Annotated in this window: 11 protein-coding genes; 7 read left to right on the top strand and 4 right to left on the bottom strand. The window is 56.1% G+C overall.

Going from position 1 to position 11,632, the window contains the following annotated elements:
• The first annotated feature begins 16 nt into the window (after positions 1-16).
• The 3 genes from ACTG19_RS13465 (at position 17) to ACTG19_RS13475 (ending at position 1,774) form a co-directional block, all read left to right on the top strand.
• Complete coding sequence (locus ACTG19_RS13465) at positions 17-673, top strand: DUF3313 domain-containing protein (protein ID WP_110304241.1); 657 nt, start codon at positions 17-19, stop codon at positions 671-673.
• Between the two features lie 100 nt (positions 674-773).
• Positions 774-1,136 (top strand): cystatin domain-containing protein, encoded by a 363-nt coding sequence (locus tag ACTG19_RS13470; protein WP_042054283.1) that lies wholly within the window; start codon positions 774-776, stop codon positions 1,134-1,136.
• 125 nt (positions 1,137-1,261) lie between these two features.
• Entirely contained in the window at positions 1,262-1,774 is a 513-nt protein-coding gene (locus tag ACTG19_RS13475) for a cupin domain-containing protein (protein ID WP_019445003.1), read from the top strand.
• 101 nt (positions 1,775-1,875) lie between these two features.
• Here ACTG19_RS13475 and ACTG19_RS13480 read toward each other — a convergent pair whose 3' ends face one another.
• Positions 1,876-2,376: a DUF1993 domain-containing protein gene (locus ACTG19_RS13480; RefSeq protein WP_113740198.1), complete on the bottom strand. Its 501-nt coding sequence runs from the start codon at positions 2,374-2,376 to the stop codon at positions 1,876-1,878.
• Positions 2,377-2,679: 303 nt separating this feature from the next.
• Here ACTG19_RS13480 and ydfZ point away from each other — a divergent pair, with 303 nt between their 5' ends.
• The 3 genes from ydfZ to ACTG19_RS13495 all read left to right on the top strand — a co-directional run bounded on the left by ydfZ (position 2,680) and on the right by ACTG19_RS13495 (position 4,259).
• Positions 2,680-2,877, top strand: coding sequence for a putative selenium delivery protein YdfZ (gene ydfZ, locus ACTG19_RS13485; protein WP_005342516.1), 198 nt, complete (start codon positions 2,680-2,682; stop codon positions 2,875-2,877).
• Positions 2,878-3,080: 203 nt separating this feature from the next.
• Positions 3,081-3,518 (top strand): DUF2846 domain-containing protein, encoded by a 438-nt coding sequence (locus ACTG19_RS13490; protein ID WP_017788673.1) that lies wholly within the window; start codon positions 3,081-3,083, stop codon positions 3,516-3,518.
• A 210-nt stretch (positions 3,519-3,728) separates the two neighbouring features.
• The gene (locus tag ACTG19_RS13495) at positions 3,729-4,259 is read left to right on the top strand and encodes an REP-associated tyrosine transposase (RefSeq protein ID WP_113740197.1); all 531 of its coding nucleotides are present in this window, start codon (positions 3,729-3,731) and stop codon (positions 4,257-4,259) included.
• A gap of 999 nt (positions 4,260-5,258) precedes the next feature.
• Here the strand turns inward: ACTG19_RS13495 and uvrD are convergent.
• Genes uvrD through ACTG19_RS13510 form a run of 3 tightly spaced genes read right to left on the bottom strand, consistent with a single transcriptional unit; the run spans position 5,259 to position 9,954 of the window.
• Complete coding sequence (gene uvrD / locus ACTG19_RS13500; RefSeq protein WP_041209786.1) at positions 5,259-7,430, bottom strand: DNA helicase II; 2,172 nt, start codon at positions 7,428-7,430, stop codon at positions 5,259-5,261.
• A 12-nt stretch (positions 7,431-7,442) separates the two neighbouring features.
• The gene (locus ACTG19_RS13505) at positions 7,443-7,967 is read right to left on the bottom strand and encodes a hypothetical protein (protein ID WP_162628437.1); all 525 of its coding nucleotides are present in this window, start codon (positions 7,965-7,967) and stop codon (positions 7,443-7,445) included.
• 19 nt (positions 7,968-7,986) lie between these two features.
• Entirely contained in the window at positions 7,987-9,954 is a 1,968-nt protein-coding gene (locus ACTG19_RS13510; protein WP_113740194.1) for a hypothetical protein, read from the bottom strand.
• A 643-nt stretch (positions 9,955-10,597) separates the two neighbouring features.
• On the opposite strand from ACTG19_RS13510, the gene ACTG19_RS13515 reads away from it, so the two are divergent.
• The gene (locus tag ACTG19_RS13515; protein WP_005340803.1) at positions 10,598-11,596 is read left to right on the top strand and encodes a BMP family lipoprotein; all 999 of its coding nucleotides are present in this window, start codon (positions 10,598-10,600) and stop codon (positions 11,594-11,596) included.
• The last annotated feature ends 36 nt before the right edge of the window (positions 11,597-11,632 follow it).

Here is an 11,632-nt window from a genome sequence, read left to right on the forward strand (position 1 = left end):
AAATGCAGGAGCAAATATGAAAAAGGTCGTGATGGTTGCCGTGGCTGCGGCCCTTCTGGGTGGCTGCGCCGTCAAGAATCAGGTATCCCACAGCTTGCAGGCGATCCCGCTGACAGCCTTCCAGCAGAGCGAGAGCAACCCCAATCAGCGCGTCTACAAGGAGCCGGGCGTTGACCTGCGCCAATACAATGAAGTGCTGCTCGATCCGCTGCAGTTTATCCGGCAAGAGAACGGTCAATGGTATCTGCTGACCGCCAATGAACAGAACCAGATTGGCCGCTATTACCACGACAAGTTCCAGAGCGAGCTGATCAAGCAGGGCGTCAAGATCGCCACTGCCCCCGGCCCGAAAGTGATGCGGATCCAGGCCGCCGTCACCAACTTCGACTTGACCCGCCCCGACCCCAAGCTGCGTGACCTGCTGCCAGCCAAGATCGCCATCAACGTCACCCGCGAAGTGATCGGCAAGGAGCCCTATCTGCTCAAGGTGGGCAGCATGGCCCAACTGCTCGACTCCCAGAGTGGCAAGCTGCTGGTGCGGGTGATGGATGCCCGTGAGAGTACGGATACCACCCACAAGGATGAGCCCATCACCGCCGGGGAGATGGAGAAGATGATCGACCAGTGGGCGGCCAGCCGCGCCAAACAGCTGGCGGACAATCTGGGGCGCTGAACGATTGGTGCGTCCAAGCGGGGCGCAGCGGGAGCCTTTTGGGCTGCAATAATGGCAAGATGTTGATAAGGTGGTCATTTTGCAGGCAGGAGAAAATGATATGAAACGCGTGTTGTTACCCATCCTTGTTGCTGGCCTGTTGAGTGCCTGTAGCACCTCGTCACCCACGCCGGAGTGTGCGCCGATGGCGGGTGGCTGGCAGAGTCAGCCGTTGCCCAATGCTGAAGGGGAGGCTGCGTTGGCCAGCGTGCTGGCTCGCATGAACACGGCCGCCAAACTGCAGAGCATCCGCGAGGTGCGCAGCCAGGTGGTCTCCGGGGTCAACTACGACATCGAGTTCCAGCTCGACAACGGAGAGGTGTGGAACACCCGTGTCTATCGGGATCTTGCCGGCAACTACCAGATGACCCGCCCGGCTGCACAGGGCGAGCTTCCTCCCTTGCCTTGCGTCAAGGCCAAGTAATTCCTGCTTGTTGAGCCCCTCGTCAGAGGGGCTCATCTGACCAGAAAATTTCTGCTTTTCTCCCCGCATTCTGACAGTCAGGATGACCCCTCCCGTGACTGCATCCTCATAGAAAAGGAACCGCTATGAATCGCCACCCCTGCATCAAACACTGGAGCGAGCTGCAAGAGCAGACGCCGCGCTACTACTCCGGCAGTCAGGAGCCCCTGTCGCGCGGTTGCGCCCTCGGCAAGCACTTTGGCTTCAGCCGCATCGGCATCCACCACGAGATCGTCGAGCCCGGCCACCGCACCAGCTGGCCCCACGCCGAAAAGACCGAGGACGAGTTCGTCCACGTGCTGGAAGGCACCCCCGATGTCTGGCTCGATGGCGTGCTCTATCGGCTGCAACCGGGCGACTCGGTCGGCTTCAAGGCCGGTGACGGGCTGGCCCACGCCTTTATCAACAACACCGAAGAGACTGTCCGGCTGCTCTGCATTGGCGATACCGATCGGGAGGACAACCGCATCCACTACGCCGTGCACCCCGAGCGCAATATCACCCTCGGCAAGCTGCACTGGGATGACGTGCCCGAGCGTGAGCTGGGGGATCACGATGGCCTGCCCGACAAGCTGCGCGAGAGCAACGGTCCCTTCTAGGGCGCAGCCTTTCTGCGCACCAGCCCTGCACCATCCGGCATAAAAAAGCCTGCCGCGTGGCAGGCTTTTGCTATCTGTTTGCCGCCAGTGGCGTGCAGCGCTTATTGCAGGTTGAGCCCGCCCAGATAGTCGCGCTTGCCGAGATCGACCCCGGCGCGGCGCAGCAGGGCGTAGGCCATGGTGAGGTGGAAGTAGAAGTTGGGAATGCCGTACTCATGGACGCAGGTATGGCCATCCATCCCCTTGCCGCCCGCCCAGTGGGGCACGTAACGGCCGCTGGCATACTGGCTGTAGTCCGCCTCCAGCTTGCCTTGCAGATAGCTGATGGTCTTGCCGATATGGGCGCGCAGATCCGCCATGGTTTTGGGATCATCGCCCATGGCCGGCAGCTCGCTGTGGCTGGCGGTGGCGACCACGGCGCGGGCCGAATCGCAGCAGATCAACACCTGCTTGGACAGCGGCAGCATATCGACGATCAGCCGCTCGCCGAAGAAGTTCTCCACGTTGAACTGCTTCGCCTCGGCGTGGGCCTCGGCCTTGGCCAGGCAGTGATCCAGATTGGTCAGCATCTTGATGAACTGGGCGGTAATGTCGCGATTCATGAGCACTCTCCATCTTGTTGAAACAGCGGCCCGCTTGCGCGGCCACAGTGAATGAGACTGGCTAATCGGCCACCAATATACCCCAACCGCTGCCGGGTTCGAGCCCACCACGACGAAAAGGGCAGGGCAGTGCCATTGCGCGCGACAGCCGCTGGCCATGCTCGCTTTTTCGCCCCATGAGTCTCTCTCTGCCCCTTTTTTGATCTGTGACATAAATCACCTTTTTTCAGAGGCGTAGGCTGAATGCCGTTGTCCTGGACAGACGCCTGCGCATCCGCCAGGACACAAGAAAAGGAGAATGAAATGAAGATCTATGACCGTAACCGCAATGTGCTGAACCTGGGTCAGCGCGTGATGATTGCCGCCACTGGCGCAGTCGATTTTCTGAAAGAGGCCCACACCGATAATATGACCCCCTATCAGGCGGAGCATGAGAAGTGCGTGCTGCTGGCAAACTCCGGTGAGCGCTACGCCCCCATCGAGTTGATTAGACTAGGCTGATCCCTTTCCCTGTCACCCTACTCTTTACAATTCACCCGGCCGTCGCGCCCCATCTGGCGGCCGGGTTTCTGAGTTCCCCCCTTCATCCCACCAAATGCTGGAAAATTGAACCGGGTCACACCCCAACCGATTTGAGCGATTGTCAGCCAGCGCAGGCTCATGCGAACCTTTAAACCCCGTTAACTCACTAAAAAATAACGACTATGTTCAGGCAAATAATGATGAGTGCCGCCCTGCTGTCGGCGGCGCTGCTTTCCGGTTGTGCTTCCGTACCCATGGCCGATGCCACCGCAGACGCCCAGGCCAAGCAGTTTGTGGCGCCCAAGGATGCGGCCAACCTCTATATCTATCGCAACGAGACCTTCGGTGCGGCGGTGAAAATGCCGCTGCTGGTGGATGGTATGGCGGTTGGCGATACCGTGGCCCACACCTATATCCTCAAGCAGGTGACGCCGGGCAGCCACACCATCACCTCCAAGTCGGAGAACGATGCCACCCTGACCCTCAGTACCGAGGCGGGTAAAAACTACTACGTCTGGCAGGAGGTCAAGATGGGCCTGCTGATGGCCCGCTCCAAGCTGAGCCAGGTCAGTGAGGAGGAAGGCAAACAAGGGGTGATGGAGAGCAAGTTGGTCAAGTGACCAAAGGCTTTCACCAAAAACAAGGCGTAGCTCCACCAGTTACGCCTTTGCCCGAAAGTGGGTGTTCCAGATTTCCTGTCCATGTAGGTTCGATTAGCGAAGCGTAATCGGACGATCGCGCAATGGAATATCCGCACCATCATGGCCCGTAAGCAGATCGACGTGAGGTAAGACTATGCTTGGCTTTTCGGTCTCAACGAGGGGAAAAGGATGGCCAATTGGCGGCGGGCATGGTGGCCCGGAGGAACCTGGTTCTTTACCGTCAACCTGCTGGAGCGGCGCAACAACCGGTTGCTGGTGGAGCAGATCGACCTGCTGCGCCAAAGCGTTGCCAAGGTGCAACAGGCTCACCCCTTCGCCATTCATGCATGGGTGGTGTTGCCCGACCATCTCCACTGCATTCTCTCTTTGCCGGAGGGGGACAGCGATTTCCCCCTGCGTTGGCGGCTGATCAAAAGCCACTTTTCCCGCACCTTGCCAGTGAACGAGCGGCGCAGCCAGACCCGGTTACGCCACGGCGAGCGGGGCATCTGGCAGCGCCATTATTGGGAACATCTGATCCGGGATGAGCAGGATTACCGCCACCATATGGATTACGTCCATATCAACCCGCTCAAGCATGGTCATGTCACCCGGGTGGCAGATTGGCCGTATTCCACCTTCCATCGTTACGTGGCGAGTGGCGTCTATCCGCAGGATTGGTGTGGGTCGGTGGATGGGGCGTTGGGGGGATTGGAGTAAACCTATCAAGGGTTAAACGTCCGATTACTCGATCGTCCGATTACGCTTCGCTAATCGAACCTACGGCCCTGCGTCATTTAACTATATGAATATATTGTGTTTTTGTGCTTCTCTGAACGTTGGGGTATCACAAATAGTGATATATTTTCATTGACGGCTAGGTCACGATTGTCCATGATTCCGGTTACACATTTGACTCACAAATTGTAAGTTAAGGGTGTAAAAAAGGGCCCGAAGGCCCTTGGTTAGATCTGGTAATACTGCACTTTGGTTGCTTCTGGTGTGCGAGACCAAAAGTAATCGTTGAAATCGTGCGGGACTACACTAAGCAGAAGTAAAAACACAAATCCTACAAGCTTTTGTCTTAAAGCGTCTAGGAACCCTGATATGAGCCACCTGATCCATTTTGGAAGGGTGGCTTTATCATTTGTAGTCTTTGGTGTTGAACGACGTGAACGTCGTGGCCTTTTTGGCATGGATGACCTCCATTATTTGCCATGGGATGGGCACAGTTTCGCCCGGGATAGGTTTTGATACTTCACTTCTCAACATGAGTTGCTCCTTAGTTGATGTAAAACCACTATATGTGGTGCTCCTGTCGCTTCGTAACACAAGATAATGGTGCAGAGACAGAGTTGCAATGTGTGGATAACTGACGCGCTGTGGATAAATTGTGAGTCCCTTGCTATCTGTTAGTATCCACTCACACTGAGCGGGTTTTCATTCGTCCGCTCCGCTAAATACAAGTCTCCCGATCGAGGATGGAAAATTTAAATAACTTTTTTTGCTTGCGATAAGGGTGCTTTTTTAATAGCAAAATTAAGTTGAATATACCTTATCCAATATGGGGCAAATATTGTTCTTCCACAGTTTAAACACAGCTGTAGGTTCGAATAGCGAAGCGTATTCGGACGATTGCGTATTTAAAGTTGTCGCGATAGGCAATATAAAAATCAACCCGGCCTAAGCCGGGTTGGTTGTATCAAAAGGCGGGAAAAATCAGAGTGCTTCTAATCTCGCATACGCCGTCACCAGCCACTTGGCGCCGACGTCGTCGAACTGGATCTGCACCCGGCTCTGCTGGCCGACCCCTTCGAAGTTGAGTACCACCCCTTCGCCGAATTTCGGATGGAGCACCCGCTGGCCGAGCTTGATGCCGCTGGCGTCGAAGCTCTGCTGCACCTCGTTCTGGCTAAAGCGGCCGTACTGGGTGGGGCGGCTGACCTGAGTGCGCAGCCGGATCTCTTCCAGACACTCGGCGGGCATCTCGCGGATAAAGCGGCTCGGTTTGTGGAACATCTCGCGGCCGTAGATGCGGCGGCTCTCGGCATAACAGATGTAGAGCTTCTCCATGGCGCGGGTCATGCCGACGTAACAGAGGCGGCGCTCCTCTTCCAGCCGGCCCGACTCCTCGGTGGATTGCTGGCTGGGGAACATCCCCTCTTCCACACCGACCAGCAGCACCAGCGGGAACTCCAAGCCCTTGGCGCTGTGCAGGGTCATCAGCTGCACCGCATCGGCATATTCGTCCGCCTGATTCTCGCCGGATTCCAGCGCCGCGTGGGCGAGGAAGGCGGATAGATCGCTCATATCCTCCAGCTCGTCCGGGCGCTGGTACTGGCGGCAGGCGGTGACCAGTTCGTCCAGGTTCTCTACCCGCGCCTGGGATTTCTCGCCTTTTTCCGCCAGATACATCGCCTTGAGGCCGGAGTTCTGGATGGCGATATCCGCCTGCTGGTGCAGCGGCAGCATGGCGACCTGCTCCTCCAGCGCGTCGATCAGCTCGACAAAGCCGCGCACCGCGTTACCGGCGCGACCGGTCAGCACCTTGTCGTTGAGCAGGGCCTTGGCCGATTGCCACAGGTTGAGCCCCTGATCGCGGGCGTTGCCGCGCAGGATCTCGAGGGTGCGATCGCCGATGCCGCGGGTCGGGGTGTTGACCACCCGCTCGAAGCTGGCGTCGTCGCCGCGGTTGTTGATAAGCCGCAGGTAGGCCATGGCGTCTTTGATTTCCTGCCGCTCGAAGAAGCGCAGGCCGCCGTAGATGCGGTAAGGCATGGCGTCCTGCATCAGCGCCTCTTCCAGCACCCGCGACTGGGCGTTGGAGCGATAGAGGATGGCGCAGTCGGCCAGAAGGCCGCCTTTTTCCTTCCAATCCTTGAGGCGGCCGACTACGAAGCGCGCTTCGTCCACCTCGTTGAAGGCGGCGTACAGCGAAATCGGCTCGCCCTCGGCCCCTTCGGTCCACAGCTCCTTGCCAAGACGCTCGGCGTTGTTGGCGATGACGCTGTTGGCGGCTTTCAGGATATTGGCGGTGGAGCGGTAGTTCTGCTCGAGGCGGATGGTCTCGGCGCCCTGATAGTCGGTCAGGAAGCGCTGGATGTTCTCGATTTTGGCGCCGCGCCAGCCGTAGATGGACTGGTCATCGTCACCGACGATCATCACCTTGCCGCTGTTGCCCGCCAGCATCCGCAGCCAGGCGTACTGGATGCCGTTGGTATCCTGAAACTCGTCCACCAGGATGTTCTGGAAGCGGTCGCGGTAGTGCTCGAGGATGTGCGGCTTGTTCAGCCACAGCTCGTGGGCGCGCAGCAGCAGCTCGGCAAAGTCCACCAGACCGGAACGATCGCAGGTCTCCTGATAGGTCTTGTAGATCTGCTGATAGGTGCGGGTGACGGGGTCGCCGTAGAGGTCGATGTCGCCGGGGCGCAAGCCCTCATCCTTCTTGCCGTTGATGTAGCCCATCACGGCGCGGGGGGCCCAGTGCTTCTCGTCGAGGTTGAGCGCCTTGAGCACCCGGCGGATCAGCCGGTACTGGTCGTCGGAGTCGAGGATCTGGAAATCCTGCGGCAGGCCGGCATCCAGATGGTGGGCCCGCAGCAGGCGGTGGGCGATACCGTGGAAGGTGCCGATCCACATGCCGCGCACGCCGTCGCCGATCACTTTTTCGACCCGGCCGCGCATCTCGGCCGCCGCCTTGTTGGTAAAGGTGACCGCGATGATGGAGAAGGGTGAACAGCGTTCCACCTGCATCAGCCAGGCGATACGGTGCACCAGCACCCGGGTCTTGCCCGAACCGGCACCGGCCAGCACCAGCAGGTTGCTGCGGGGCGCCGCAACGGCATCTCTTTGCTTGTCGTTGAGCCCGTCGAGCAGGGTTGAAACGTCCATCACCACTCCTGTTTATTTATACAGGCGGGGATTATACGGAAGTTCCGTCGATCCTGAAATGCATGATTCCCTAGGTGGCACAGGTTGTTGTTTTTGATAGTGGCGTTTTCGGAGCAGCCGTTGTTCACCTGTTGGGGTGAGCGTTAGGTCTTCTCCTGCCAGTTCATGGGTGGCTATCTGATAACTCATCTCGGCTGCGACCACGTTACCTTCGGGCAGCGTGCCGTGAACTCGATAGAGGCGCAGTTTCATTTCGTTCAGATAGGCTTTTTCAAAATAGAGTGGGCAGTCGCCCAGCAGTAATACACCCTGCTCGTAGTGTGATCGCTGGTTATTGACAGCGCGTATGGAGAATAGGCTGAGCAGCGAGAGCTTTTTGGGAAGGAGCTCACGATGAAATTCGCGGGCGTAAATACGATAAACAAGTATCCCTTGCTCATCGTATACAGCGTTCGAATAGTCACGGTAGTGTTCAGTCACTCCGAGCGCCAAGGCGCCCGGAGTGAAGCTGATAAGCATTGTGGCAAGCAGTGCCACAATGCTCGGGCTATTGAGATTACTGAAGTGCAGCACAATCTACGACGTCAGACTGGCCGTTTTCGGTACGACGGCACTCCAGGAAGACCTTGCCGAAGGTAGAGCCTTCACGGGGTTTCAGAGTGACTTCGGTATGGTAGGGAACAACCGGAGTGCGAGTGACGTGCATGATGTAGCTTGCCGTTTGATCGAACTCGTTTTGGACGAAGTCTGAGGTGTATTCAACTTTGAAACTCAGTTGCGGCATGATCCAGAAGTTATTCTCCTGAATGGCAGCAACTTCTGCTGGGCTCAACCCGCAAACCGGGTTGCCCATCATCTTGGAGTACTCTTCGGAGTAGGAACCCATGTTCTCTTCGCAGGTGCCTTCGCCAACGAGTACATCGACGTCATTACGATCCAGCCCTTCGCTGAAGAAGGGGTTCAAATCCAGTTTGACGGAGATGCCGTTACCATTGGTGGAATCGACGATGACGCTCGCTTGCTGACCGTTCAGGTGTTTATCCAGTGCTTCAGCCAGCTTGAGGGTGTTCTTGGCCTCTTCTGCATCGAGATGCAGAGATGTCAGGGCATTCCCCAGATTGGCAGTCAGCTTGGCGGCTTCAGCCAGTTGGGTACGAGCCAGCTTGAGACGGTCGGCCTGATTGATTACAAAAAATTGGGGGTCTTGCCAGAGCAGAGCGGGATTCACATCAGCATCACTGTACTCTGCGGTGATCTGTGTATTCAGGAGAGAAAATTTCCAGCTACTTTGATTCCCCTGAAACCATGGGTAGGCTGGATTATCGTAGATGTGTGCAATGCCGGTCTCTTCAAAATTAAGAATGGGTACTGACAACTCTTCAGTTTTGGGTTGCAGGTGACGATCATCACCATAGTGGTATGCGGCCATGATATTCAGACCAGAAGCCATAGCGATGGCGCTGGCACGCAGGGCGCGAACCTGATCGTAGGAGAGGGTCAGTTCATCGCTATCGCCGTAGGTTGCCTTGTACTCCGGGTTAACAATGTTGCCCAGACTGTTGGCGGTTTCCTGCATCTTGACGGCATATTTCGCCAGCAGGTCTGCTACGTCCTTGGTATTGCCAGTGGCCTCTTTGGCGGCCAGGCGAGCATGGTTAACCACTGCATCCAGCACTTTCGCCAGCATGGTGGTATAACCCTGTCCAGTCTGTGATGGTGTAACATCGAAGCGCTTGCTGACGATTGGGTCGTTGGTCACTTCCATCATGGCGATAATCGCCAGCATGATCTGGCGATCGGTTGTGCCTTGCTCATCTGCTTCGGTGCTTAAGCGATCTTTATAGCCGCGCAGCGTATTTTCGAAGTCAGTCTGTTCCCAATGCTTGCTCTGTTCCACTAGGTCGCGCAGTACATAATCTACGGCGGCAGACTTGCCATTAGCTTTGGCCAGCGAGTCATTCATATGTGCTTCGGCTGCTTTGATATCAACCACTTTTTTGTCGAGCTGTGCCTGTTTCAGGGCTTCATTCAGGCTGGTTTCAAAATCAATGTCGTTATCAAAGTTCAGGTTGCCGAGCTTTTTGGTATCTTCTGGGTTCAGGATAATGCCATTGCGGATATCACCATCTGTGTGCATGGTTTGCAGCAGGGCGGCGATACGAATGGCGCGATCTTTGTCACCCTTTTCGGCGATGGTGTATGGGGTTACCTGGGTCTGTCCCTTTTTAACCTGAGTTTCCCCAAGCTGGATTGAGCCCAGTTTGAAGGTACAGGTGTCACCGTCATTAAAGAGGAACTGGCCTTGCTCATTGGTTAACGCGCTGTAATTGCCGCATTTGTAGTTCAAACCGGCTACCGCACTATCAATAAAGGTGGCGGTCAACGCAGGTTTGGTGGCGTTTCCACCATTGCCACTGTTATTGCCATTATCTGTGCTGGCACCGTCGCCACCACCGCCACAACCTGCCAGCGCCAAGCTGGATAACGCCGTCACAACCGATAAAGCCAGAATATTTTTTTTCATTTTTATTTTCCTGAAACAACGATGCATATGTCACCGGCACCTGGCTGAGGAAGTCAGAATGGGTGGCATGAATTGATGCAAAAGAAGCCCAATTGATGTTTTTGTTAGTTTCATTTGAGATCCATGCGGCGGGCATCATACAGGGGCTCATATTGTTTTCAACTTGATCTGGATCTCGAGTTCATATGAATTGTGAGCTTGCTCAACAAAGTGGAGGTGGGGGCTGATTGTTGGTTAGGGAATGTTGACTGGAGAGTATTAGAGAGAGGGTCTGTGAGTGTTGGTCGTTTCCAGCTGTAGCCAACTCTTGCTCGAGCGGTTTGTGGGGATTTTGCGAGCCGGATCACGGGCTTGCCGGGGGGCTGGATGAATAAGAGGGGAAAACGGTTTACAGTAACTTGCTGAACAATAAGAGAAATGTCGTTTGGGTCTTTTGGTTGTTAGCATAAAAAACTGAAAAGTAGCTAAAAAACAACTGCTTATAAGGTTATTTGCTTAGAATTCAAACCGTTAACGCAAACGTTTTTCCCTTATCATTTGCTTGACCCGCATCGGGGCTGACTTAGAGTAAGCCTGCGTGCTAGATAGCCTGCTCTGACAGGCAAGCAAGTTCCCTCACTTAATAACAATCAAGGATACGATCGTGACTAAAGTGCTCAAGCTGGCCACCGTGGCCTCCCTCACTCTCGCTGCTCTTTCTGCTCAGGCTGCTTCCGAGCCAGCCGTCATTTATGACACCGCGGGCAAGTATGACAAATCATTCAACGAAGCCGTGTTCCGTAACGGCGTCGAGCTCTACAACAAGGACAAGGGCGTCAAGGTCAAAGAGTTTGAACCCCAGAACGAAGCCCAGCGCGAGCAGGGTCTGCGTCGTCTGGCCAGCCGTGGCAACGGCCCGATCGTGGCGGTCGGTTTCAACATGGGTTCTGCGGTAGAGAAGGTTGCGACCGAATTCCCGAAAACCCAGTTCACCATCATCGACATGGTGGTCGACAAGCCGAACGTCCAGTCCGTCATCTTCAAGGAGCATGAAGGTTCCTTCCTGGTGGGCGCGCTGGCTGCCATCGCTTCCAAGAGCGGCAAGGTCGGCTTCGTGGGCGGCATGGATATCCCGCTGATCCGCAAATTCCAGTGCGGTTACGAGCAGGGTGCCAAGTTCGTCAATCCGAAGATCGAAGTATTCCAGAACATGGCGGGCTCTACCCCGGCCGCGTTTGCTGACCCGGCCAAAGGTGCCGAGCTGGCCAAGTCCCAGTTCGCCAAGGGGGCTGATGTGGTTTACGCCGCAGCTGGCGGTACCGGTATCGGTGTCTATCAGGCAGCCAAGGACAGCGGCAAGTTCGCCATTGGTGTGGACTCAAACCAGAACCACCTGCAACCGGGCACCATGCTGACCTCCATGGTCAAGTCTGTGGGTCTGGCCGCTTACCAGACCTGGGATGACGCTGCCAAAGGCGAGTGGAAGCCGGGTATCAAGAACCTGGGTCTGGCCGAAGGCGGTGTGGATTGGGCGCTCGACAAGGACAACGAGAAGCTGATTACCCCGGAAATGAAAGCCAAGGTAGATGCCATCAAGGCTGAAATCATCGCTGGCAAGGTCAAGGTTCATGACTACATGAGCGATAACACCTGCAAATACTAATTAGATAGTTGCTACGACTCTCAACGCACCACCGGC

Origin of the sequence: Aeromonas sp. 3P (assembly GCF_051919745.1) — a bacterium.
Lineage (GTDB): Bacteria > Pseudomonadota > Gammaproteobacteria > Enterobacterales > Aeromonadaceae > Aeromonas > Aeromonas veronii.